Origin of the sequence: Dokdonella aquatica (assembly GCF_051987395.1) — a bacterium.
GTDB lineage: Bacteria > Pseudomonadota > Gammaproteobacteria > Xanthomonadales > Rhodanobacteraceae > Dokdonella.
Genome location: NZ_CP197094.1, coordinates 1,040,867 through 1,062,331, shown reverse-complemented (window position 1 = coordinate 1,062,331; position 21,465 = coordinate 1,040,867). Strand labels below are relative to the sequence as shown.

The following is a 21,465-nucleotide window of genomic DNA, read 5'->3' as shown; positions in this document are numbered from 1 at the left end:
GTAAGAACATGCGTAGGTCTTCCTAGCGCCCAGCGACCTGCTGGTGGAGCGAGGCGGCCCTGAAGCCGGGTTCCCTGCGCTCTGGGTAGCCGACGCGTAAGGCGCGCTCGGCGATGATCACGCGCAGCACAGCCTTCTCCTTCTCGTACCACGGTAGGAAGCAGGACTCGAAGCTTTCGTCGCGACTGTCCAGTGGTCGACCAGGCCTGCGCTTGCCTCCCGGCAGCAGTGGTCCCCACTCGATGACGCTCGAGACCGCGCGAAGCAGCCAGTAGGTGTCCTGGACGAGCTTCCGGCGCTGCTCTGGCGTGAAGGGTCCAGGCTCCTTGAGCTCACGGGCTCGCGATGCGCAGTCGAAGGCCGGCTCTACGAGAGCCAGCTGGCCGTAGGGGTTGAGGACGTCGCGCATGGCAGCGGCTGGACGGGCTGACGGGTGGATAGCGTACAATCGTACGTATCAACTTCCAACGGCCAGCAGTGTTTCGGAAGGCGTCTCCGCGTACGAGCGCCCAGCGCACGCCCGGGTGCGGCCGGCTTGAGGTGGCAAGGCCTCACGGCTCGAACGAGCTGCACATCCCCGGTTTGGAACGGGTCGGTCAGCCCAGCGCATAGAGGCATCACAGAAACAGGGGAACCATCATGCGATCACGACACAACCTCGCTGAGGCGCAACCGCGCGACGGACAGCTCGTCTACTACACCGCCGATGGACACCATGGAGTTGCCCGATACGTCCGCGGCACGCTCATCGACAACACCACTCTTGACGTCGTGACCGGAGAGGAAAGCGTGCTCTGGTGGGCAACGGCGTTCGATGTGGAGCTGACGACGAGTTGAGGTGTCGCCGCGGTCACCAGCCTTGATGCCCTCGAAACTGCGGGCGACGCTGAACCAAACTCTTGGAGCGTCGACGTCGACCGTAGGGGTCATTCCGCCGTCAGGTTCGAGCGTGCAGGCTTCGCCGCCCTGACGGAGAACTCGCATGCGCTACGAGGTCGGTTGTTCGCTGAGCTACATCGTGGAGCAACCGTCGATAGCGGTGTTCAACATTCGGCCTGCCGTCACGCCCCAGCAGTGGATCGAGCATGAGTCGCTCGAGCTCCCCATCAGCGCTGCCGCGCAACTCCTCAGCGACCCTACGAACGGAACACGGTGGGATCGTACGATCCTCCAGCCTGGTCCACTGCGAATCGCCTATCGCGCTAGCGTGAACCTCTGGCCTCAGGAGCACGACCCTGCGCTTGTAAGGGAAACGCCGCTGCAGGAACTCCCGGTCGACGTGCTGCCCTACCTGTTGCCGAGTCGCTACTGCGAGGCTGATCGATTGGCGACGTTCGCGCGCAAGACCTTCGGCGCGTTCACTGGCCACACGCGTGTCACGGCCATCGCCAACTGGATCTACGATCACATCGTGTACCAGAGCGGCACGAGCACCACGCATACGACGGCCGTCGACACCCTGGCCGACCGCCAAGGTGTGTGTCGCGACTTCGCGCATGTGGGGATCACGTTCTGCCGTTCGCTCGGGATCCCGGCACGCTTCGTGAGCGTCTACGCGCTCGGACTCGAGCCGCCGGATTTCCACGCCGTGTTCGAGGCGTACCTCGATGGCCAGTGGTACCTGTTCGATCCCACGCGGAAGGCCGATCTGGCGGGATTCGTCAGAGTGGCGACGGGTCGCGACGCCGCTGATGCAGCCTTTGCCACGTTCTGGAACGGACGTGTGGTGCCCGAAGACATGTCCGTCTGGATCAGGCCGACGAAGGAAGTCGACACCGACAGACCGCGCACGGTCGAGGCAGTCACCATCGGCATCGTGTGACGCGCACGCCTCGTTGACTACGGCGGGTCGATGGACGGACATTCGTACCCTTACCCTCTACCTCTCCCACCTGCCAATCGTTCTCCGTCGACTGACCCGAACACCCATGCAGCACGAAGTGCCCCGGCTGGTCCGGGGCATTTTTTCCTGCCACTCGTGGGCGGTGCAACCGCTCCACACGTACGAATGCGCTGAACTCGGCGTGCCTGCGTAACTTGCACGGGTGCACGCGCGACGTCGCGAGATGATCGCCGTGGCTAGGTTTGGGAGATGTCTAACCCCGGCGTAGGATCTCGCAGCTGCCCTGTCACCGCGCGGAGGCCTTCGATGGAAATGTTCTGGTCGGCGTGCTGGCGAGTCGGTGCCTGGTTGATGCAGGCGGCGCTTGAGCGCCTCGACGCCAAGAAGCGCCAAGCGATCGTCGATGCGAACGGGCACCGCGCTCTCGCGCGAGTCACCACTGCCTGGCTCGACGGCCTCATCAAGCTCCGAGACGACTTGATCGACGGCGGTACGGAACAGCAGCAATACTTCTTCTACTCGCTGGGCCCGCCGCACAACCTGACGGTCGACGCCATCATCGTTCTGCCGCCGAAGCAGCTCGAGCAATACAAGGATCTGTTGGGGCTGACCGGTGTCGGCGTGCACCTCATGGCAGCGCACGCAAAGGCCTGGTCGATCTTCGATGCCTGCGCCGAGGATCCTCAGGACGTCGAGAAGCAGATGGGGCGCTTGGCCGTCCTGATCGCTCGTCTCGAAGTCGCGCGCGACGGTTTCCTTGAGCTCGCGCGGAGCGACTTTCAGAGATCCACCTGACGGAAGGTGCGCACCTGCACTGGCGTTAGGCATCGCTGTAGCATGGCCTATCGCGATCGGATGGGAGACCGATCATGTCGAGCACAAAGTCGAAGCATTTCCGCATCCCGCATCCCGCATCCCGCATGCCGCATGCCGCTGCTGGCTGCCACGAAGATTCGGGCGCGGGTACGTCCGTCGGCTTCGTGCCGATAGAGCTGCAGCACTTCTCGATCGATTGACGCTCAGCTATCAGGCAGTACAGGGGCGTTTAGAGCGCCATGGCGAGAATCGTTGGTAGCTACCATCTCCGCCAAGTAATCACCTGTCACGATTCGAGAGTCCGTCAAACGCCCTTTCGCTACGGCTCGCTTGAGCACACGTAATGCTCGACCGACTACCTCGGACTGCTCGATCGGCGGAGGGCTCGGAGTGCAAAACACCAAGCTGATGACCGATGTCGCTGTAGAAGTTGACCACGCTCGCCAGAGCTGCTGACCCACCGTCAGCAGCTCTGACCACCGTCGCCAGCCTACTGACCACTCTTCTTGAGTCGACGCATCAAGTCGCCATGCAGATCAATCTTGACGTTGCTATGGATGATGCGATCGAGTATCGCGTCAGCGAGCGCGGGGGCGTCGATGAAGTTGTGCCAGTCCTTTACCGGTATTTGACCGAGCAGGATCGTCGAACAACTGTCGATCCTCCGCATCGCTCGCAAGTCAGCCTTCTGCGATGACGTGGGACTTGATCAGTGCCGCGAGACCCACGTCGAACACTGCATCGACACCGCCGCCATGCTTGAGGTGGCGGCCACGCGCGAGCACGGCGACGCCGTGCGCGTACGCCCACAATGCGTTGACGAGCAGCAGCGGATCGCCTCCACGCAGCTGGCCGGTACGCTGCGCCTCCTCGATGCCGCGCGCCAGGATCGCGAACGCGTCGCGCGCAGCGGTGCTCGAGTAGGCGAACCCCGCGTCGCCATCGCCGGCGGGCGTCGAACGTTCGAGCACGCTCGCGAACATGAGGTCGAAGAAATCGCCTTCATCGAGCGCGAACTGCACGTAGGCGCGCAACCCGGCGTGCAGCTGGCCTGCGACTCCGGATTCGCTGCGCGACGCCGCATCGATGCGCGCGCCCATGCGGCGGAAACCGAGCTCGCCGATGCGCGCGACGAGTTCGCGCTTGTCCGCGAAGTAGTAGTACGGCGCACCGCGCGACACACCGGCGAGCCGGCCGAGTTCACGCAATGACAACGCCTCGACGCCGCGCTTGCCGATCAGTTCGGCCGCGGTGACGAGCAGGTGTTCCTCGAGGTTCGGGATGCGTGGCGCCACTCCGCTACGATAGCAATATTGACACTGTCAGAAAATGCCCCTACTGTCGTGGCGACGCTCTCGACAGGGGAAAGGTCGTGTCCTTGCGCAAGCTCAGCCTAGCCGTGATGCTGGGCGTGTCCTGCCTGACCGGATGCCAGACCTACGTCGGTCGGCTGGTCTGGCTGCAGGGCATTGATGTCGAGGACCACCGGCACCTGCCGACACGCGCGGTCGCCGCATCGCCGCAGGCACGCGACGAGGCTGCTCCCCTTGATCGGAACTGGATCGCCGCGGCGCCGTTCGCCGCGGCGGGCGGACGCATCGAGGACCAGGCCGGACTCGACGCGTTCCTCGCTTCGCACGGCACGACGGCATTCCTGATCCTCGAGGACGGACGTCTCGTCGACGAGCGCTACTACCACGGCCATCGCCGCGACGCGCTATTCAAGAGCTTCTCGATGTCCAAGTCGGTGCTGTCGGCGCTCGTCGGCATCGCCGAAGCCGGCGGCGTGCTGGCGCTCGGCGATGCGGTGGGCGACTACGTACCGCTGCACGACACGCCGGCCGTCGCGGCGATCACGCTCGAGCAGCTCGCCGACAACACCAGCGGTTTCCGCTACCGGCGCGGCAACGCCCCGTGGAAGGAGCAGCCGCGCATGTACTACACGACCGACGTGCGCGCGATGCTGCGCGATCTTGAAGTCGAGCGCACACCCGGCGCGACATTCGAAGCCGAGGAACTGAGCCCGCTGCTGCTCGGCTACGCGCTCGAGCAGGCCTTGCGTCGTCGCGATCCCGCGATGACGCTCGCACGCTACACGGAGGAACGCTTGTGGCGACCGATGGGCGCGCGCCACGACGCGGCATGGGTGATCGACCGAGAGGGCGACGGCCTCGAGAAGACCGAGAGCGGCTTCGTCGCGCGTGCGATCGATCTCGCGCGGTTCGGCCAGCTTTACCTCGACCTCGGCCACGTCGACGGACACGAGGTGGTGCCGCAGGCCTGGGTGCTCGCGAGCCTGACACCGCCGCCGCCTGGTTCGCCGAATCGCCTGCCCGACGGATTCCATCGTCGCCTGTGGTGGGGCGCCGACCGCAGCGACGGTGCGGAGCCGGACATCTACGCGAATGGCCACTTCGGCCAGCGCATCCTTCTCGATCGCGGCAAGCGCCTCGTGCTCGTACGTCTGGGCAAGGACGGCGGCGGCATCAACTGGACTGCGGTGCTCTCACGCATCGCGCGAGCATGGCCGGAGCGTTCGCTCGGACCACCGACGACGTCGACGGCCCATGCTGCTCAGCCAGCTGGTCAGCCTCACCCGCGGCCTCGAGACGCTCGCTGATCAGGCGTTCACGTACGTGATCCCCTTGTGTGCTGCTTGCAGCGAGATCCTATAGGGTCGCCGGGGCGTGATGAAGAACTCTCAGATCGCCGCGGCCGGGCAGGCTGAAGAACTCCCGGCTCAGCGGACCGGAGCATGACGAAGAACTCTCAGATTGGCGCGGCCGGGCGTGCTGAAGACCTCCCGACACTGCAGGTTAGTGCAGCTGTCTCACATGCTAAGGGCAATGGGTCGGGTACCGCTCCCCCTCGATCTGCCCCACTGCCATAGCGGCTCGCTCCCGCGGCACGGCTGGATTCACAGCGACGTGGTCTAGACATCCCCGTTGTGCAACCCGCGCATCCCGTGCCATTCGCAATTCAGTCTTCTGGTGCGCTAGAGCCACGGCTTCGAGACGCCCGCTGATCAGGGCGATCACGTGCGTGATGCCATCGTGCGCGGCGTCCAGGGAGATCCAGTCGACTCGTCGATTCATCACCATTCACCGTCCGAACTGCATGCGAACGTGCTCGACGCGCCTGCGATCGAGGGCTTGGGCATGCACGGTTGATAGGTGTGATCTCAGAGCACGTCCATGGCGCGCATGGCGAGCCCAACATGGTTGAGCGATCGTTCGATCATCCGAGCATCCGGCTCGCCCGCGTACTCGAAGGTCAGAGCATGACCAGCGAGCTCGTCATCGACCTCGATACCGTGGAGGGGACCGATGGAGGCTAAGGCCGACTTCGCGGTGGCGATAACGTCCTCCACGGGAGCGGCTAGAGGCTCGACACGCACGAAATAGATGGTAGTGCGAGGAGTCGCCAAGGCAGACTGCACGACGAAAGGATCGCCCTCGAAGGTAATCACGGCCGAGCCGTTCTGATCGTTGATCGTCACGTTGTCGATGCCCGCCTTGCCTCTCAGTGCGAATTTGGCCGTGACGCACGCGTTGTTGCGATTGCGGAAAGAGCCCGTCCCCGAGTACGTGATGGTCTGGCGCATGATCGAGTCTCCCATGCCGCGTTCTTGGAGAAGAGTATTCCTCGTCACCGCAACCGTTGCCCACCGATGAGCGGAAGGGCCGGCACGGTCGTGCGTGCATTCACAGGCGTCCTATGGAGCGTCGGTGAATCCTCGCCCTCATGTGGTCAGCGTCAACGGCGATGCGAGGTCAGCCTCGACGACAATGTGTGGTTAGCGTGGACGACGATGCGTGGTCAGTTGACTAAATATTTGCACTCGGAGCGAGTAGCCCGTACAACGCATATCACGCCGGCGACGGGATGACTCTCTGGACCTCCAACGCACGGTGCAACTGAGAGATGAGCTCGTGCGGATCCTGTCCGAGCTCGTCCAGCTCGAAGGACGCATGGACGTCTGCGGACAGGGATCTGCAAGTTCTTGCGCTCATGGGATGCCGTCACGACGGAGATGATCGTAGGAGAAGCGGATCCGCGTGACTGTGAGCGCCAGCATGCGCCGCTCGACACCTACTCGACGAAAGGTGCCTCAAGCGTGCCCGTCGCAATCGCTGCGGCGACTGCGAGCATGGCAAGGATCGATATCGTCATGCGTACCATGAAGATGGTCATGGTTCGAGCACTAGCGTGTGGGTCTCTGACGAGCACGTAAATGCCGTGTGCGACGTTCAACAAGATGAGAACGATCGCTGCGGTCGCAATCACGAATGTTCCTCCGATCTACGACCCGGCGCGGACGCAAGTACCTTGACGGATGAACCCTGAGCAGCGGCGTAACAATCCCCTAACATCCGAGCTTGATGACCGTTGACGAAGTCCTTGGCGCCCGCTCTGATAAAGGCAGGAATCGCCACTTGGGGAAGCCGCATGCGCCAGCGCCATATGCTCGCTGATGTCCAGCCGCGCGACGGACAGCTCGTCTACTACACCGCCGACGGCCATCACGGCGTTGCCAGGTACGTGCGCGGGACTTTGATCGACAACACCACGTTCGACGTCGTGGCGGAAAAGGAAAGCGTACTGTGGTGGGCTACGGCGTTCGATGTTGAACAAGCTGCCGGCATTGACACCCGCACCTGAGCGACATGCTCTTCGAAACACGAGTTGATGGAGGCCATCCTGCTGCCGGGGTAACGCAGAGGTCCCACGGACCGCTGCCAGCTTTCGCAGAAAGGAGGTCAGTGATCAGCGGATCAGCGACTCGTGCGCGACCACGATGCGCCAGCCCTCGGGCAACTTGTGCCAGATCGATGTCGAGACGACCTGCACCGCCCCTTTCTCGCCGTCGGGGCCGGTACTCGTCACGTCCATCCATTGCAATGTCGCGACGACGTCCGTGCTGATGGGGGTGATCTGCGGAGCGGAGCGCATTCGGTACACCGCGTCCGAATTGCCGCCGTTCCACCATTCCAGTTGCTGGTCGCGAACCTTCTTCCAGCCTCGCATCGTCATATCGTCGAAGGTCACCACAAGCGAAGGCGTGTTGGAGTACACAGCCATGAAACGATCGGTATCGTGCGCGTTCGCCGCGACCAACATCTCGTCCATCAGCCTCTCAACCTGATGCGTCTTCGCCTTGGGTTGATCCTCAGCTGCAACAGGACCGGCGCACAAAGCTGTCAGGGTGAGGGTAAAACGAACCGCTGCAACATTCATGGTGGTTGCCTTACTCGCTCTGAGCGACTGCGGAGACTGCCGGACGCCAGAGAGTGTATCCGACTACATCGGTCGCCATCGTGCTTGCCTTTTTGCCTGGCTCAGCTGCGCGGTGTAGATACGACAGGAAGGATGCAACACCCTTCTGGTGTTCACATGCTAGGGCGCGATAGTCGTTGACCGACAAGTCGTCGGTATCAACGGAGATCGTCATGGGAAATCAAAATCAGTCTGGCCAAGGCCAGCCGCAGGATCCGATGCAACAGGATCCGAAGGACAACGGCACAGGAACGCCCAAGAGCGACCCGCAGCCGACGCCCGGCAAGAACGCCGATCAGCAGCGCAACGGCGGCAACTGAAGTCTGTAGTACCTGACTGATCAGGTACGAACCGAGGGACGGGGAGGACGCTTCCCGCCTTTCCGATCTATCGAGAATGCGACCTCATCGCTCGGCATCTCGCCTTACGCACTCTAATATTACTTCTCGGCGTCCTCACACTTCGTCAGTCGTACCTGAGTGTTCTCCCACGACTCTGCCCCGTGGAGCATCACCGCGAGCGGCGAACGTCCAACGGCTTCCTCATGAGCGTCGAGCGCCATCCGAAGGACGGCGCCCCTATTCTGCGGATCGGTACCGACCGACGCGAACGTCATGCCTTTGGTGAAGGCCACGCTGTGAGAATCCAGCGCGGTCTATGCGAGTCTCGCGACGGCGGACATGACTGACGCCGGGTCGTCCGGATTGCACAAGACGGCGAGTAAGCACCACCGTCGATGGCAAGAGCCGAGATTTTGAAGTGAGGGTGGCCGCCGACGCTACGGCGTCGAAGACCTCGCTACGAAACAAGCGGGCACTCCAGCAGCTGATCGATCGCGATGCCGCCACGTTGATCCTGAGCCGATCGGTGAAACGAGCGTTGACGACATCACGACATTGACGACCAACTGTGCCGGCCGGGACGATGCGGAGAGAGGCATCAAAACAGGGCGTGGAATGACCCACACCCCGCTTCACTTGATCTCGCTGGCGACTACAGCATGGTGTCGCGCGCATTCTCGACGCGCGCCGCACCGATGGCGGTCTCGACGTTCTTCACCTCTTCGGGCGGGGGCAGGACGGCCGGAAAACCGAGCGACTGGATCCACAACTCCCAGCACCAGCCCGTGGTGTGACAGCGGTGGTGGTCCTCGTCCTGTTCGACGGCCTCGTGAGCCTGCTAAGGATCTTGGCCGTCTGGCCTTGCGCGTGCGTGGCCACGTGGCCGATGAGCTCCCATGTTCGTGTGATCCTTGGTCTCGGCCAGCACGACGCATTCGGCAGCGACCAGTTCGGCCGCTTCGGGTTCACCTGCGGCGATCGCCCTCGCGATGGCCCTCCCGAGCGAGGTGCCGTGATCGGCGACGATCTTGCGGCCGGGGTTTGCGTCTCGCTATCCAAGCCGAGCTGCTCGAAGACGAGCGTGCGCTTGCTCGTGCGTTGTGGTTTCTTAGAGGCAATCCTCCCACTCCTTGCGCAAATCTTCGTTGACCGCAGCCTGGATCGCAGCCGCGCAAATCTTGATGCCTCCGCGCTCGGTCTCGAGAGCCTGACAGAGAAGTTCGTTGACGTTGTCGATGTTGAATTTGCGTTGCATGGCGTGCTCTGGTTGAAAGCTGGCTGCCGTCCGTTGATGGGACGATGCAAGGAGGGGTCAGAGATCAGGTAGTTGTTGAGACACCGTATCGATGTCGTGCCACGGATCGGTCTTGCGTCGTTTGAGACGGGCGACGGCGCTGGACAGATCGAATGCGTCAGCCGATTTCACCCGACTCAGTTCCGCCCAGGTCAGGGGCATGGCCACGCCAGCTGATTCGCGAGCACGCAGGGAGTAGGAGGCGACACTTGTGGCGCCCCTGCCGTTGCGCAACCAGTCGATGAAGATCTTGTCCTTGCGGTTTTCCTCGCCCGCGATCGCGACGAACTCGTTCGGGTGCATGGTCGAGAGCGCTTTGGCCACGCCTTGTGCAAAGCGCTTCACGGCGTCCCAAGGTGCCGGTGGATTGAGAGGGACGACGACGTGCAGTCCCTTGCCACCCGAGGTACGCACGAAGGCTTCCAAACCTACCGACGCGAGCTGTGCGCGCACCTCGCGCGCCCCAGCGACGATGCGCGACCATGCCACGTCCGCGCCGGGATCGAGATCGAAGACGATGCGACTGGCGTGATCGGGATCGCCCATTGGTGAGCCCCAAGGGTGGAACTCGAGCACGTTCATCTGGACCAACTCGAGAAGCCCGGCCTCATCCTGGATGCACAGGTAGTCGTGCTCTCTCGATGCGTTGCCCACCGTCATGCCGTACACGTTTTTGCCCCAGCCACGGCCGACATGCTTCTGAAAGAAGCATGCCTTGCCCACGCCGTCAGGACAGCGAAGCACGGACACCGGTCTCCCATCGAGCTCCTTGAGGATCCACGGCGCAGCTGCGCGGTAGTAGTCCGCGACCTGCTGCTTGGTGATGCCGCGCTCGGAAAACACGACGCGCTCGGGATGCGTCAGCGTCACTTCCTCTGAAGCTCGCGGCTCCGCCGACGTCTTCGCCTTTGCCTTAGAAGACGGGGCCGATTTTTCGAAATCGGAAAGGTCCTTGATCGACTTGTCCGACCGAAATGCCTTGAAGGCTACTTGCCGCAGCAGGCCTTGCCCCCCGTAGCCTTGGTAGAAGACTTCGGCGATCAGGCGAGGCTTCACCCAGATGGCCAGCCTTCGATCAACCTTGGCCATACGCTCGATGTCAGCGGGTGGCTTGGCGACTTTCGATTGCTCGAGCGTGACGCGCAGCTCCTTGAGCTGAGCATCGCTGAATCCCGTGCCGACGCGTCCCACGTAGGTGAGTCCGCCGGCATCATCCGGCGCGGCCAGCAGCAGGGCACCGATGCCTGCTCGGCCGCCCTTGGGCTTGGTAAATCCCACGACGACGAATTCGTCCGTCGGACGCGCTTTGGCCTTCACCCACGCGCCACTACGAGAGCCGGTATACAAGCTGTTGATGCGTTTACTGACGACACCTTCCATGCCGTTGCGAGCTGCTTGCGCGAACACCGCAGCGCCACCGCCGATCTGATGCTCCGAGTAGCGCAACAGGTCATGCGTACGCTTCTTCAGCCGGTCCGCCAGCAACGTCTTGCGATCCAGAAGGCGCACATCCCACAGGTTCTTGCCATCGACATACAGCAGATCGAACAGCACATAGAGGGCCGGCGCCTTTGACTTGGCGGACAGCCGCGCCTGCAACGCATTGAAGCTCTCGCGGGCGCCATCCAGCACTACCATCTCGCCATCGAGCTGCGCGCTCTTGAACCCAAGCGACTCGACGGCTTCCACCAGCTCCGGGAGCTTGGCCGTCCACTCGATGCCGTTGCGGGACCACAGTCGCACCTTGCCGCGCGCCACAGTGGCCAGGATCCGATAACCGTCCCACTTCACCTCATGCAGCCACGCATCGCCGGGCGGGGATGCGTCAAGGGACTGGCACAATTCGGGTGAAAACGGTTCACGAAGCGGGGCGCGCTTCCCGTGGGCGGGCGCTCTCACCGCTCGATTCACATCGGCGATCGCCGGCTGCGAGGCCTTGTCCTCGGGCCACGTCTTCTTTCGCTTCGCCAGTGAGATCGGCCGATCGGTCTTCGGGTCGACGAAGGCATCAGCGTCGCGCGGGCCCGAGTAGGCGTCGCGATGCTTGATCAGCAGCCATTGCTGTTTGGAACCTTGCTTACGTGTTCGAACGAGAAACCATGATCCGCGGAGCACATCGCCGTGGAGGGTGAACTTGAGCTCTGCCTTCGCCAGGCCTTCGCGTACGCTGCCCACGGGCTCCCACGTGCCCGAGTCGAACACGTCGACGTGCCCCGCGCCGTAGTTTCCTTTCGGAATGTCGCCCTCGAACGTGGCGTACGAGATGGGGTGGTCCTCCACCTCCATTGCCAGCCGCTTCACCGCGGGATCAAAGCTCGGGCCTTTCGGAACCGCCCAGCTCTTGAGAACGCCATCGAACTCGAGCCGGAAGTCGAAGTGTCGGTAGGACGCGTGATGCAGCTGCACTACGAAGATCCGCCCGCCCTCCTTTCCACCGGTGGCCGGCTCGGGCGTCTTCGTGAAGTTCCGCTTCTTGGCATAAGTCGCGAGGCCCATAAGTCAGCCTGGCGTACGCCGCGGATCATCACCGTACGTGTGTTCGGTCTCGAAGGATCCGTCCTCGCGGTGCACCACCACTTGAGACAGGCCGCCCGCGTCGTGGATTTCGCGCGCGTGCTTGCGACCTGCCGTCACGGCTTCCTCTTTGGTGTCGTGACGACTGACATTGTCGCCACCGACCTTGCTGACGTGCCACTTGCCGTCGTCTTGGGTATAGACGATGTGAAAGACCTCGCGAGACATCCGAATTCTCCTCCGGTGCTGAATGACGGCGCGAGATCGCGCCAACCAGTGGTATGCGCGCGAACACCTTAATCCTCGCTAGCCGAAGACCTCGCGGTTGTGCGCACTTGCCGATCTAGCACTGCCGTCGTTCCTAGCATCCGGACTTTGTGCACATTTAGGCGCTCTCTTCAGCAGGCAGTGAGGTGCCATGGCGCATGGTTGCCGGCGGCCTCAACGGAAGATGCATCATGGCTTGGCTTAAAGCGGTGATTCACGACAGCACGACCTTCGTAGAGCTGACCGAAAAGTTGCGGCTGGACTGCGAGCGTTGCGCTCACGGCGCGGGGTCTTCGCCCTGCATCTACGCGTTATTCGAGAGGCAGGAGATTGTGTGGAACGACACGGCCCTCGCGTTGTTCGACGCGTTCTTGGCTCTGGATCACGTGGAAGATCTTGCCGAGCTTCCGTCGCCGGAGGTTCTCGTCCGCCTCTCCCCCGCATCCTGATTCCCACCCATCGCCCGACTCGCCGCGGTGTCTGCGAAGGACGCGCGGCATGCCCAGCAGGAGACGACGTCATGCAACGCAAATACAACACCGACCAGGTCCATGAGCTCCTTTATCAGGCCATCGAGACCGAGCGTGGCGGTATCAAGATCTACACCGCGGCCATCCAGGCGGCAGTGAATGAGGATCTGCGCAAGGAGTGGGGCGAATACCTCGAGGAGACGAAGACGCACGAGCAGGTGTTGACGCGCGTGTTCGAGCAGCTCGGCCTGGATACGGAGACCCAGAGCCCCGGTCGCGACATCGTTGCCCATCACGGTGCGTCGCTCGTGAAAGCCATTCAGACGGCGATGGCAAAGGCTGATCCGGCGGCCGCCGAGCTTGTCGCTGCAGAGTGCGTGGTCCTCGCCGAGACGAAGGACCATACCAACTGGGAGCTCATCGGCCACGTGGCCGAGCACGCTCAAGGCGAGACGGCCAAGATCCTCAAGCAGGCCCACCAAGCGGTGGAGAAGGACGAGGACCATCACCTGTATCACACCAAGGGCTGGTGCCGGGAGTTGTGGATCCAGTCGCTTGGATTCCCTGCCGTGCTCCCGCCGCCGGAGGAGGTCAAGAAGGTCGAAACCGCGATCGGCGCCGCGCGTGCCGAGAACGCGCGCGATACGATGCTGTGAGGACGACATGACGACGCGCGATCGTAAGGATGTCGGACTCGACGAAGCGCCTGACGCGATCGTCGAGGAAACGCGGGCCGAGCGAGAGGCCCGCAAGCGACGGGAATCGGACAACCTCGATCAGGCGCTCGAGGAGACTTCCGACTGCTCGGATCCCATCAGTCCATTCGTGCCGGCCAAGGCGCCCGCATGCGATGACACCGCACCCGTGCACGTGGATCACTCGATCGACTGGCATCAGGCGCCCTCGTGGGCTCGCTTCTGGGCGTGGGATGCCGACGGGGCACGCTGGTACCGGGATCCGCCGGAATGGCGTGAGGAGGCGTCGGGCGGCGGACGCTGGAGAGAGGATGCATCCATCGAGGCTGAAGCAGGTTCGGTTGCGAACGCGGACGCTTTCGCGAGTGAAGAGGCCAGAGACTTCGGCTACCACGGCCCGGCACGCGAATCCCTGTTCGCCCGTCCGGTGCAGGTCCCGTGACCCAAGAGGTACCAAGGGCGACGTGCCCCACCTCGCAAATCGGGCGCCCGCTTCAGGCGGGATGACTGCGCGCTTCGTAGTCTGGCCCTCCACGACACCAGGTAGCGTCCTCGCCCATGCATCCCGTCCCTTTACCCCAGCGTCTATGGATCGTTCGCCACGGGCAGAGCGCGGGAAACGTGGCTCGCGACTCGGCCGAGGCCGCCAAGCTCGAGCTGATCGACCTCGCCACGCGCGACGCCGACGTGCCGTTGTCGGACCTCGGAATGGAACAGGCCAAGGCGTTGGCGGCGTGGATGGCCCGGCAGTCACCTGAGGAACGGCCCGAACGCTTGATGACCTCACCCTTTGTTCGATCCGTGCAGACCTGCCGCGCGATGGCCGATGCGCTTGGGATCGCTCCTGACTGCGTGCACATCGACGAGCGCCTGCGCGAGAAGGAATTCGGCGTGCTTGACCGCTACACGACGCATGGCATCCGCAGCACGTTCCCCGAGCTCTCCGCCCAGCGCCAGTCGGTAGGAAAGTTCTATTTCCGACCGCCGGGTGGCGAGAGCTGGTGCGACGTGATCCTGCGTCTTCGCAGCGTCTACGACGAGATCAAGATCGACCATGCCGGGCGGCGCGTCATGATCGTTGCGCACCAGGTCATCGTGAATTGCTTTCGCTACATCCTTGAGCGCTTGGATGAGGCGACCATTCTTGCCATCGACCGGGAGGGCGACGTGCCCAACGGCGCGTTTACCGAGTATGCGTTGGCTGAGGATGCCCAGACGCTGATGCTCGTACGCGCGAACATGGTGCCCGAGGACCTTGCTGCCGTGGGCGCCACGCGAGCTCCCGATGCCCCCGCCGGGCCGCGCTGACGGCTCGCGCCCGACGGCGCTCACGCCGTCGTTCCTGCGGCGTCACCCTCTGCCATCGGTGGAGGGGATCGCCAGCAAGGAAGATAGAGGGCGCGTGCTTGTCATCGGAGGATCCCGTGAGGTCGCGGGCGCCGTCCTGCTTGCCGGGGTGGCCGCTCTCCGTGCCGGTGCCGGTAAGCTCCAGATCGCGACGTGTGCGCCTATTGCACCGCATCTCGCGCTCAGCGTTCCCGAAGCCAAGGTGATGGGTTTGCCGTCGCGCGGCGGACACATCGCGCGTGCCTCGCGTGATCTGCTGCAGGCCGCACGGCATGCCGATGCAATTCTGATCGGATGTGGCATGGACGCCACCGCGTCGACCCGCCACCTGGTCAGCGAGATTCACGCGGTACGAACAGCGCCCTTGGTGCTCGACGCCGGTGCGATCAGCGCCTGCACGCAACTCGATGTTCATGACACGTCGACGCTCATCACACCGCACCATGGCGAGATGGCGGCACTGCTCGATATTCCGGTGGAGAACCTCGACACGGATCCCGTCAAGCTCGTGCACGCGTTCTCGCAGCGCACAGGGTTCGCTCTTGTGTTGAAGGGCACCTCGAGCTTCGTCGGCACGCCAGACGGTCCCACACTTCGCTACGCCCTTGGATGCGTCGGACTGGGAACATCAGGCTCGGGCGATGTTCTGGCCGGCCTGGTTGCGGGGTTCCTCGCGCGGGGTGCGTCGCCGCGTGACGCCTTGGCTTGGGCTGTGGCGAGCCACGGTGAGGCAGGACGGCAACTTTCCCGGCGATACGGCCCGTTAGGGTTCCTCGCACGCGAGATCGCCGGCGAGGTTCCGTCGATTCTTCATGCATGGGGTCGGGGTACTGGCCAGCAGAGGGCGTAGCCATGTTCGAGCTTCAACTGCCGTGGTGGGAACTGGTGCTTCGAGGTGTCATCGTCTACATCGCCGTTTTGGTGATGATGAGGATCTCGGGCAAGCGAACGGTGGGCGAGTTCACGCCCTTCGACGTAATCGTCCTGATGCTGTTGTCGGAGGCAGCGTCCAACTCGATGACTGGTGGCGAGGAATCGGTACAGGGCGGACTCATCGTCGTCGCCACCCTCATCGGTTTGAACTACCTCTCGGCCTTCCTCAGCACGCGCAGCAGCATGGTGGACAAGCTCCTGCAGGGAAGGCCCGTCGTACTGATCCGTCGGGGAAAGGTCATCAAGGACGCCTTGCTCGCCAACAACATGCCCGAGAATGATCTTCGCGAGGCCATGCGCTCTCAAGCCATTCGGCGGTATGAGGACGTCGAGCTCGCCTTGCTCGAGCCCGACGGAGAGGTCTCCTTCTTCAAGCGCGATGCTTCCGAGGATGAGACGTCGCGCTGACGTCGGACAAAGCTGCTGCCGCAGCACAGGGTGGCGCGTACGCGTGGGTCAAACGGGCAGCATCATTCCCCTTCGTCGTTCACCCTCCGGCCATAGCCCGGACGACACGCTCTGCAGGTCAATGACGCCTGGACAACTTGATGCCCGCACGACACACCGTTCGCACGATTCTGGACGATGCATGGAAGGCCGATCCTCTCACCTTGGCGGCATCCATCGCGTTCTACACCGCGCTCTCGTTTGCACCCATCCTGGTGCTCGCCGTCGTGGCCATTACCAAGCTCTCGCCGGGTGAGGAAGTGCGCTTGGTAGAGCAGATCGGAAGCGTGTTCGGTTCGCAAGTCCAAGCCGCCGCCGAACTGGTCATCGACAATGCCGACGCATCGTCCCTGAAGCTCAACATGGCCGGTCTCATTGCCGGCGGTGCGCTGCTGTTGTCGGCCACGACCGCGTTCGCCCAGCTGCAGGAAGCGCTCAACCGGGTATGGGGTGATGAGCTCACCGACACGAACGCCGTCGTGACTTGGCTGCGACGCCGCGTCTTTTCGCTGGGCATCCTCGCGGTGATCGGGTTCCTCCTGATTACTGCGCTCGTCGTGAGCACGCTCCTCGCCGCGATCCTCACGCGTGAAGGTGCGGTCTGGGTCGTGATCAACGAAGCCGTCACGCTGATCGTCCTTGGAGGCGCTTTCGCTTGCCTCTATCGATACGTGCCTGACCGAGTGCCCCCGTGGCGGGGCGCCATCGCCGGCGGCCTGGTCACGGCGGCGCTCTTCGAAGCAGGCAAGTGGGCGCTGGGCGCCTACTTGGCCACGACCGACGCCGCCAATCCGTACGGAGGTGCCAGCTCACTCGTGCTGTTCTTGCTCTGGGTGTACTACAGCGCGCTAATCGTGCTCGCGGGTGCGACCGCGACGCGTCTGCTCGCTTCGTGGCGAGGATGGCAGCTTGTCACGCGCAAGCGCTGGGGTGTCAGCGCGCCAGCGGCGCACAGCGCAGCGTAGCGCGCGGTCCGTGACGTTGCCGCCTCGTCTTCAGCTCTCCCGTCGCGCGGGTTGGCGGCTGCCCGCCGGGGCCGTTGTCGTCGCCCGTCCGCGTGCATGGGGCAACCCATGGCGTGTCGGCCGCGACGGTTCGGCGCAGCATTGCTGCGACGAGTTTCGCCGTTGTCTTCTCGGAGAGCCGGTAACCGCGTGGCCACTCGATCCTGTCGACATACAACGTGCCATCGCGCTCTCTCGCCGGATGGCAGACCTCCAGCAGCTGCGCGGCAGGCCTCTCGCATGTTGGTGCGCGCCGGATGCTCCCTGTCACGCCGACATCTTGATCAAGCTCGCCAATGCGCCTTCGCCGATGCAGCCAGCTCGCACGCGATCCGATCAAAAAAGGGGCGCGGTCGGCAACCCTGATTCTCTCATCCAAGCGGCGCGACGCAGCGCTTCTTCAAAGAGCGCTTCATAGCCACTGCCCTTGAGGTAGATTCGAACATCTGTGATGCGCTCGAAGCTCACGTTGACGGTCGAGCCGGTCGCGTCGCCAGCGTCATCGACGCCTATCAACCTCACGTGGCGCCCCAACCGTACCCAGAATCCTACGCGACCACACTCTTCGAGCCTCAGCGCGATGTAGGTGACATCGGTCGAGGGATCCATGCTGCTGACGTCTACGAATCCTGATGTCATGGAGCTCGTAGCGTGAGGGACGTCGATACGGACGCTCCGATACGAGTCTCATGCACTCACATTCCATGCACGTTCATCGCGACGCACGGCGTTTCAGTCGAGCCGCGTTCCGGGTGGCAGCCCCGTGTACCGGTTTTAGTGCGGCCGTGAGGACCGCGTCGGGGTTGGGCGCCTTCCCCCACCACATCGACTGCCACTGCCTTGCGGACTCAAATGCAATAGCGGTCCACGCCTGGCTGAAAGCTTGGCCTTTCTCGGCGACCATCCTTCGAAGCTCACGCTGTTGTTCAGGTGTCGAGCGGCCGGAGGGCGCGGCCATAGCAGCAAGGCGGTGGAGAACCACCGAGGGCACCGCGAAGAAAAGGTCGGTCATGAGCTTCTGCGAACGCGAGCGGGAGGAACGAGCCATGACAGCGTCCTTCAATGCAGGAACCATGAGTAAAGCGGCACGTCGCTGAACCGCACGCGTGCAACGGCGGGCGCGAGCCCGTTTCAGATAGCTGCACACCATCCGGGGACGTCCCGTTACGTTTCCTCGAGAGGAACGCGACGTCCTGGGCCAAGTCCGCGATCGCTACGCGATGCCGACAGGGGTTGCCAGCCACGGAGAAGCGACCAGAAGCTCGTCGGCGGGCTGACTGATGGCGATATCGTGATTCGCGCCGTCACAGATGGGCAGATCTAAGGAGCAGTGGATCGCTTCGTGTCGGCTGACTTGAAGTCCTGTTACGACGATGAGGATGCCGAGAACGCAGCGCGCACCATAGCAAGCCCGTTCGGACGCTACCGGTGCTCGGCCGCAATGATCGCTTGGTGGGGCATCGTGTCGCCCGCCAATCTGACTCAAACCCGTGATGTCGAGGCAAAACGCGAGTTTCTCGAGTCGATCGCCTCGCCGCATTGAGGGCAGCTTGGGGGACGTTCGCCCGACGGCTTGCTCATGCAAGGCAGGCGATCGTACGCCGTCCACTCTACATCCGCTTTGCAAGGCTTTCCCATTCATAGGATCGCGGATCCTATGTGAACCACCCCGATTGCACGAAACAGCAACTATCACGTTCTGTCTGGCGGCGCTTCACTCTGGCGGAAATCCTCTGCGGCCTTGGATCTCATGAATCTCTTGAGTTGCGAGCACCGATCGTTCCGACACGCGCTTCCGCCACGTTGTACGCGTGCGGCATGGCGTCGATCGAAAACCTTCCCGGACGATCGCCTTGCTCTTCTAGCCGAAAATGTTGAACGGTTCATTCTTACGAATGAATTGATCATCCCGGCCTAACGATTGATCACCCTCCTCGCGGCAAGGTGCGGCATTGCTCACGCCGCAAATCCCAATCTTCGTCGTCTGAACGGTTGATCTCCACTAGATAAGCTACTTTCCACTTGTACACATAGCATTTTTAGTGCTTGTATGGCTTGTGCCAGAACGTTCCGCCGGAGCTCGCGCCAGCTGAGTCGTTCGACCTGCCCCTGACAGGTACCACAGGTCCCCTCACGGCACGTGGGGATTGCATGTCGGAAGGAATCGTCGCTATGTCTTTTCTATCAGGCGCATCAAACGTTTCGGACACCGTCACAGGGACACGCGCGGCTCTCAGGTGGTTGAGTTGCTTTGCAAGTCTGCTGCTCGCGGGCTGGGTACTGACCGCCGTTGCGGCTCCCATCGTTGTACCCAACGGGGACTTCTCCAACCCTGCCAACAATGGAACGATCAACACGGCAGGCACTGCACCCATCGGAAGTGGTCCCTGGTCGGGAACCTCGGTGGCCGTTGCGGGACTTCTTCTTCCGCCCACGTTGACGATCGGTGCAGGCGCAGCGCGCATCGACGGACTGCTCAGCATCAACGTCGCCGGCATTCTCAACAACAGTGGGCGCTTCCACCTGGACACCGGGGCCGCGTGGATCGGCAACCGCCGCTATACAGTTTCGGTCGACGTGGATGCGAATGTGCTGTTGGGCGCAGGGGTTCTGACCTCGGGTAACGTGGGTGTTGCGTTGGCCACGTCCAACACGGTGGCCTCCCGCGTCGCCTCGTCCGCCACCGGCGCTCCCGTCACGCTCACGCTGTTGAGCGGCACGCGCTATCGCATCACGCTCACGCACGAGACGAATGCGAGCGTTAGCGGGAACGTCTTCATCCATCTCTTCGCCGAACCGGGCGGAGTACTTTCCGCGAACCTGCTGTCATCGATCACGTTCGACGACGTGGCACTCGCGTCTCAACTCCTCACGCAGACGCCGGCGGGACTCGTCCCCGGCAACCCTGGCCCTTACACCGCGTTCCCAGAGTCACCGGTTACGCCCGAGATCTCTGTGACCGTGGTCGACGCCCTGGGCGATCCCATACCCGGCGTCAACGTCACTTTCACTGCACCTATCACAGGTGCGAGTGCCGTCATAGCGCCCAATCCGGTGACAACAGACACGAACGGGACTGCAACAGCAACCGCAGTAGCCAATGCGGAACTCGGCAGCTACTCGATTGTGGCCAGTGTGCCGGGCGTACCCTCTCAAGCGTTTCAGGTGCGCAACATCCTGCCGGACGACATCACGATCGTCACAGGTGAGCCGCGCTTGCTCGGTGAGGTCAATGGTCTGTTCTCCTGCGTTCTTCTGGTACACGTAAGCGACGCAGAGGGCCTGCCGCTTCCCGGCATCGTGGTGGACTTCTTGGCACCGCTGACCGGACCATCGGCCATCCTTTCGAATGACATCTCGAGCGGTGTCTCCCTGGAGGCAGTCACCGATGGCGACGGCTTTGCATGGGCCGAGGCGCGAGCCAACAGCATCCAGGGCAGTTACGTCGTGACAGCCGGTGTGCGCCACACCCTGCTTCCGTCGTTCGAGTTCAATCTACGCAACCTCGGACTCGGCGATCCCTTGCACGCCCATGGCTTCGATGGACCTTGTGTTCGTCCCGCGTCGCTCCCCTGACGAGAGGGCGGCGTCCTTGTTCCATCTTGCGAGCCCGAAGGGATGGCCTTAGATTGAAGGTGGAGTGATGCCGATCGCCTGATCGCTCGGAAGAGTTCCCCCAGTTCCTGCTCTTCCGGCCTCGCCTGACTCCCTCAGGCGAGGCACTCCTTTCTACGTTGCTGCGTCGGATGCTTGGCGTCGAAGCTTGGGTAGGTATGGCGACCCAGGCGTGCGAGGCGGACTGAAGATCATGATGCGAACTAGGGTCGCGCACGTGCGCGCACCGGAGTCCGATGATGATGGTAGCGTCCGCGCGATCACGCTCTTTGATTGCGGCGTGCACGGGATCTTCGCTTGGTTCGGGGTGCTCAAACCAGAAGCTGGCGACGTCACCGCTCACGACGTCGTGCCTTCACACTACAGGCAACGAGAGACCATGGGTTTCATGGTGTGGAACGACATGCATGACTTCTTCGCAGGCACTCGTTACGAGCTTCTATCGATCAAGCTCGCGTGGCAATCCAAGCGAAATGATCGGCCTGTCGAACGTTGAGGCGTGACCGGGGTTCGCTATCAGTGCCGCTCAACCCCGCTCGCATGCGAGACGCTCGCCCCCTGTTCAACCTGGATTCTGAACGTCTTTAGCGTCGAACTCTCAG

At 62.9% G+C, this 21,465-nt stretch carries 28 protein-coding genes; 18 read left to right on the top strand and 10 right to left on the bottom strand.

What is annotated here, in order from left to right:
* Positions 1-22: 22 nt before the first annotated feature.
* Together ACQQ2N_RS04695 and ACQQ2N_RS04690 are read right to left on the bottom strand one after the other, a co-directional pair.
* Positions 23-409: a hypothetical protein gene (locus ACQQ2N_RS04695; protein WP_440224522.1), complete on the bottom strand. Its 387-nt coding sequence runs from the start codon at positions 407-409 to the stop codon at positions 23-25.
* A 236-nt stretch (positions 410-645) separates the two neighbouring features.
* Positions 646-984 carry a hypothetical protein gene (locus ACQQ2N_RS04690; RefSeq protein ID WP_440224521.1) on the bottom strand — a complete coding sequence of 113 codons (339 nt, stop codon included), beginning with the start codon at positions 982-984 and terminating at the stop codon, positions 646-648.
* Between ACQQ2N_RS04690 and ACQQ2N_RS04685 the strand changes: the two genes are divergently transcribed.
* From ACQQ2N_RS04685 to ACQQ2N_RS04675, 3 genes are all read left to right on the top strand, one after another.
* Positions 983-1,822 (top strand): transglutaminase-like domain-containing protein, encoded by an 840-nt coding sequence (locus tag ACQQ2N_RS04685; RefSeq protein ID WP_440224520.1) that lies wholly within the window; start codon positions 983-985, stop codon positions 1,820-1,822. The genes ACQQ2N_RS04690 and ACQQ2N_RS04685 overlap by 2 nt on opposite strands.
* Before the next feature lie 327 nt (positions 1,823-2,149).
* Entirely contained in the window at positions 2,150-2,638 is a 489-nt protein-coding gene (locus tag ACQQ2N_RS04680) for a hypothetical protein (RefSeq protein ID WP_440224519.1), read from the top strand.
* A 74-nt stretch (positions 2,639-2,712) separates the two neighbouring features.
* A complete protein-coding gene (locus ACQQ2N_RS04675) occupies positions 2,713-2,859 on the top strand; it encodes a hypothetical protein (RefSeq protein WP_440224518.1) in 147 nt (48 codons plus the stop codon).
* A 290-nt stretch (positions 2,860-3,149) separates the two neighbouring features.
* On the opposite strand, the gene ACQQ2N_RS04670 is transcribed toward ACQQ2N_RS04675, so the two are convergent.
* Together ACQQ2N_RS04670 and ACQQ2N_RS04665 are read right to left on the bottom strand one after the other, a co-directional pair.
* Positions 3,150-3,329, bottom strand: coding sequence for an ATP-binding protein (locus ACQQ2N_RS04670; protein ID WP_440224517.1), 180 nt, complete (start codon positions 3,327-3,329; stop codon positions 3,150-3,152).
* A 10-nt stretch (positions 3,330-3,339) separates the two neighbouring features.
* Positions 3,340-3,954 (bottom strand): TetR/AcrR family transcriptional regulator, encoded by a 615-nt coding sequence (locus ACQQ2N_RS04665; protein WP_440224516.1) that lies wholly within the window; start codon positions 3,952-3,954, stop codon positions 3,340-3,342.
* A 77-nt stretch (positions 3,955-4,031) separates the two neighbouring features.
* Between ACQQ2N_RS04665 and ACQQ2N_RS04660 the strand changes: the two genes are divergently transcribed.
* Entirely contained in the window at positions 4,032-5,279 is a 1,248-nt protein-coding gene (locus ACQQ2N_RS04660) for a serine hydrolase domain-containing protein (RefSeq protein ID WP_440224515.1), read from the top strand.
* Between the two features lie 561 nt (positions 5,280-5,840).
* Here ACQQ2N_RS04660 and ACQQ2N_RS04655 read toward each other — a convergent pair.
* Positions 5,841-6,263: a hypothetical protein gene (locus tag ACQQ2N_RS04655; protein ID WP_440224514.1), complete on the bottom strand. Its 423-nt coding sequence runs from the start codon at positions 6,261-6,263 to the stop codon at positions 5,841-5,843.
* A 488-nt stretch (positions 6,264-6,751) separates the two neighbouring features.
* Positions 6,752-6,946 (bottom strand): DUF2909 family protein, encoded by a 195-nt coding sequence (locus ACQQ2N_RS04650; RefSeq protein WP_440224513.1) that lies wholly within the window; start codon positions 6,944-6,946, stop codon positions 6,752-6,754.
* Between the two features lie 162 nt (positions 6,947-7,108).
* Between ACQQ2N_RS04650 and ACQQ2N_RS04645 the strand changes: the two genes are divergently transcribed.
* Entirely contained in the window at positions 7,109-7,321 is a 213-nt protein-coding gene (locus ACQQ2N_RS04645) for a hypothetical protein (RefSeq protein ID WP_440224512.1), read from the top strand.
* Positions 7,322-7,426: 105 nt separating this feature from the next.
* Here ACQQ2N_RS04645 and ACQQ2N_RS04640 read toward each other — a convergent pair whose 3' ends face one another.
* The gene (locus ACQQ2N_RS04640; RefSeq protein ID WP_440224511.1) at positions 7,427-7,897 is read right to left on the bottom strand and encodes a YybH family protein; all 471 of its coding nucleotides are present in this window, start codon (positions 7,895-7,897) and stop codon (positions 7,427-7,429) included.
* A gap of 176 nt (positions 7,898-8,073) precedes the next feature.
* Between ACQQ2N_RS04640 and ACQQ2N_RS04635 the strand changes: the two genes are divergently transcribed.
* Entirely contained in the window at positions 8,074-8,256 is a 183-nt protein-coding gene (locus ACQQ2N_RS04635; RefSeq protein WP_440224510.1) for a hypothetical protein, read from the top strand.
* 907 nt (positions 8,257-9,163) lie between these two features.
* Positions 9,164-9,604 (top strand): hypothetical protein, encoded by a 441-nt coding sequence (locus tag ACQQ2N_RS04630; protein ID WP_440224509.1) that lies wholly within the window; start codon positions 9,164-9,166, stop codon positions 9,602-9,604.
* On the opposite strand, the gene ligD is transcribed toward ACQQ2N_RS04630, so the two are convergent.
* On the bottom strand, positions 9,590-12,067 hold the full coding sequence (gene ligD, locus ACQQ2N_RS04625; protein WP_440224508.1) for a DNA ligase D: 2,478 nt from the start codon (positions 12,065-12,067) through the stop codon (positions 9,590-9,592). The two genes, ACQQ2N_RS04630 and ligD, sit on opposite strands and share 15 nt — an antisense overlap.
* A 3-nt stretch (positions 12,068-12,070) precedes the next feature.
* Positions 12,071-12,313 (bottom strand): DUF2188 domain-containing protein, encoded by a 243-nt coding sequence (locus ACQQ2N_RS04620; protein ID WP_440224507.1) that lies wholly within the window; start codon positions 12,311-12,313, stop codon positions 12,071-12,073.
* Between the two features lie 197 nt (positions 12,314-12,510).
* Between ACQQ2N_RS04620 and ACQQ2N_RS04615 the strand changes: the two genes are divergently transcribed.
* The 8 genes from ACQQ2N_RS04615 (at position 12,511) to ACQQ2N_RS04580 (ending at position 17,666) form a co-directional block, all read left to right on the top strand.
* Positions 12,511-12,801, top strand: a complete 291-nt coding sequence (locus ACQQ2N_RS04615; protein ID WP_440224506.1) for a hypothetical protein — start codon at positions 12,511-12,513, stop codon at positions 12,799-12,801.
* Between the two features lie 71 nt (positions 12,802-12,872).
* Entirely contained in the window at positions 12,873-13,478 is a 606-nt protein-coding gene (locus ACQQ2N_RS04610; protein ID WP_440224505.1) for a hypothetical protein, read from the top strand.
* A gap of 7 nt (positions 13,479-13,485) precedes the next feature.
* Positions 13,486-13,959, top strand: a complete 474-nt coding sequence (locus tag ACQQ2N_RS04605) for a hypothetical protein (protein WP_440224504.1) — start codon at positions 13,486-13,488, stop codon at positions 13,957-13,959.
* 116 nt (positions 13,960-14,075) lie between these two features.
* On the top strand, positions 14,076-14,825 hold the full coding sequence (locus tag ACQQ2N_RS04600) for a histidine phosphatase family protein (RefSeq protein ID WP_440224503.1): 750 nt from the start codon (positions 14,076-14,078) through the stop codon (positions 14,823-14,825).
* Positions 14,803-15,714 (top strand): NAD(P)H-hydrate dehydratase, encoded by a 912-nt coding sequence (locus ACQQ2N_RS04595; RefSeq protein WP_440224502.1) that lies wholly within the window; start codon positions 14,803-14,805, stop codon positions 15,712-15,714. The genes ACQQ2N_RS04600 and ACQQ2N_RS04595 overlap by 23 nt, the downstream gene beginning before the upstream one ends.
* A gap of 2 nt (positions 15,715-15,716) precedes the next feature.
* Positions 15,717-16,205, top strand: a complete 489-nt coding sequence (locus ACQQ2N_RS04590) for a DUF421 domain-containing protein (RefSeq protein WP_440224501.1) — start codon at positions 15,717-15,719, stop codon at positions 16,203-16,205.
* Positions 16,206-16,345: 140 nt separating this feature from the next.
* The gene (locus ACQQ2N_RS04585) at positions 16,346-17,209 is read left to right on the top strand and encodes a YihY/virulence factor BrkB family protein (protein WP_440224500.1); all 864 of its coding nucleotides are present in this window, start codon (positions 16,346-16,348) and stop codon (positions 17,207-17,209) included.
* Positions 17,109-17,666, top strand: coding sequence for a DUF4326 domain-containing protein (locus tag ACQQ2N_RS04580; protein ID WP_440224499.1), 558 nt, complete (start codon positions 17,109-17,111; stop codon positions 17,664-17,666). The genes ACQQ2N_RS04585 and ACQQ2N_RS04580 overlap by 101 nt, the downstream gene beginning before the upstream one ends.
* Here the strand turns inward: ACQQ2N_RS04580 and ACQQ2N_RS04575 are convergent.
* Complete coding sequence (locus ACQQ2N_RS04575) at positions 17,585-17,857, bottom strand: hypothetical protein (RefSeq protein WP_440225827.1); 273 nt, start codon at positions 17,855-17,857, stop codon at positions 17,585-17,587. The two genes, ACQQ2N_RS04580 and ACQQ2N_RS04575, sit on opposite strands and share 82 nt — an antisense overlap.
* Before the next feature lie 733 nt (positions 17,858-18,590).
* Between ACQQ2N_RS04575 and ACQQ2N_RS04570 the strand changes: the two genes are divergently transcribed.
* The 3 genes from ACQQ2N_RS04570 (at position 18,591) to ACQQ2N_RS04560 (ending at position 21,359) form a co-directional block, all read left to right on the top strand.
* Positions 18,591-18,791, top strand: coding sequence for a hypothetical protein (locus ACQQ2N_RS04570; protein ID WP_440224498.1), 201 nt, complete (start codon positions 18,591-18,593; stop codon positions 18,789-18,791).
* A gap of 608 nt (positions 18,792-19,399) precedes the next feature.
* Positions 19,400-20,824 carry an Ig-like domain-containing protein gene (locus tag ACQQ2N_RS04565; RefSeq protein ID WP_440222818.1) on the top strand — a complete coding sequence of 475 codons (1,425 nt, stop codon included), beginning with the start codon at positions 19,400-19,402 and terminating at the stop codon, positions 20,822-20,824.
* A gap of 256 nt (positions 20,825-21,080) precedes the next feature.
* Positions 21,081-21,359, top strand: a complete 279-nt coding sequence (locus ACQQ2N_RS04560) for a hypothetical protein (protein WP_440224497.1) — start codon at positions 21,081-21,083, stop codon at positions 21,357-21,359.
* The last annotated feature ends 106 nt before the right edge of the window (positions 21,360-21,465 follow it).

Excerpts from the sequence above, each read along its gene's own strand:
- ACQQ2N_RS04695 (WP_440224522.1), bottom strand. The coding sequence starts at position 409 with ATGCGCGACGTCCTCAACCCCTACGGCCAGCTGGCTCTCGTAGAGCCG.
- ACQQ2N_RS04685 (WP_440224520.1), top strand. The coding sequence starts at position 983 with ATGCGCTACGAGGTCGGTTGTTCGCTGAGCTACATCGTGGAGCAACCG.
- ACQQ2N_RS04690 (WP_440224521.1), bottom strand. The coding sequence starts at position 984 with ATGCGAGTTCTCCGTCAGGGCGGCGAAGCCTGCACGCTCGAACCTGAC.
- ACQQ2N_RS04680 (WP_440224519.1), top strand. The coding sequence starts at position 2,150 with ATGGAAATGTTCTGGTCGGCGTGCTGGCGAGTCGGTGCCTGGTTGATG.
- ACQQ2N_RS04675 (WP_440224518.1), top strand. The coding sequence starts at position 2,713 with ATGTCGAGCACAAAGTCGAAGCATTTCCGCATCCCGCATCCCGCATCC.
- ACQQ2N_RS04670 (WP_440224517.1), bottom strand. The coding sequence starts at position 3,329 with ATGCGGAGGATCGACAGTTGTTCGACGATCCTGCTCGGTCAAATACCG.
- ACQQ2N_RS04655 (WP_440224514.1), bottom strand. The coding sequence starts at position 6,263 with ATGCGCCAGACCATCACGTACTCGGGGACGGGCTCTTTCCGCAATCGC.
- ACQQ2N_RS04645 (WP_440224512.1), top strand. The coding sequence starts at position 7,109 with ATGCGCCAGCGCCATATGCTCGCTGATGTCCAGCCGCGCGACGGACAG.
- ACQQ2N_RS04640 (WP_440224511.1), bottom strand. The coding sequence starts at position 7,897 with ATGAATGTTGCAGCGGTTCGTTTTACCCTCACCCTGACAGCTTTGTGC.
- ACQQ2N_RS04630 (WP_440224509.1), top strand. The coding sequence starts at position 9,164 with ATGAGCTCCCATGTTCGTGTGATCCTTGGTCTCGGCCAGCACGACGCA.
- ligD (WP_440224508.1), bottom strand. The coding sequence starts at position 12,067 with ATGGGCCTCGCGACTTATGCCAAGAAGCGGAACTTCACGAAGACGCCC.
- ACQQ2N_RS04620 (WP_440224507.1), bottom strand. The coding sequence starts at position 12,313 with ATGTCTCGCGAGGTCTTTCACATCGTCTATACCCAAGACGACGGCAAG.
- ACQQ2N_RS04615 (WP_440224506.1), top strand. The coding sequence starts at position 12,511 with ATGGTTGCCGGCGGCCTCAACGGAAGATGCATCATGGCTTGGCTTAAA.
- ACQQ2N_RS04610 (WP_440224505.1), top strand. The coding sequence starts at position 12,873 with ATGCAACGCAAATACAACACCGACCAGGTCCATGAGCTCCTTTATCAG.
- ACQQ2N_RS04605 (WP_440224504.1), top strand. The coding sequence starts at position 13,486 with ATGACGACGCGCGATCGTAAGGATGTCGGACTCGACGAAGCGCCTGAC.
- ACQQ2N_RS04600 (WP_440224503.1), top strand. The coding sequence starts at position 14,076 with ATGCATCCCGTCCCTTTACCCCAGCGTCTATGGATCGTTCGCCACGGG.
- ACQQ2N_RS04595 (WP_440224502.1), top strand. The coding sequence starts at position 14,803 with ATGCCCCCGCCGGGCCGCGCTGACGGCTCGCGCCCGACGGCGCTCACG.
- ACQQ2N_RS04590 (WP_440224501.1), top strand. The coding sequence starts at position 15,717 with ATGTTCGAGCTTCAACTGCCGTGGTGGGAACTGGTGCTTCGAGGTGTC.
- ACQQ2N_RS04585 (WP_440224500.1), top strand. The coding sequence starts at position 16,346 with ATGCCCGCACGACACACCGTTCGCACGATTCTGGACGATGCATGGAAG.
- ACQQ2N_RS04575 (WP_440225827.1), bottom strand. The coding sequence starts at position 17,857 with ATGGATCCCTCGACCGATGTCACCTACATCGCGCTGAGGCTCGAAGAG.
- ACQQ2N_RS04565 (WP_440222818.1), top strand. The coding sequence starts at position 19,400 with ATGTCGGAAGGAATCGTCGCTATGTCTTTTCTATCAGGCGCATCAAAC.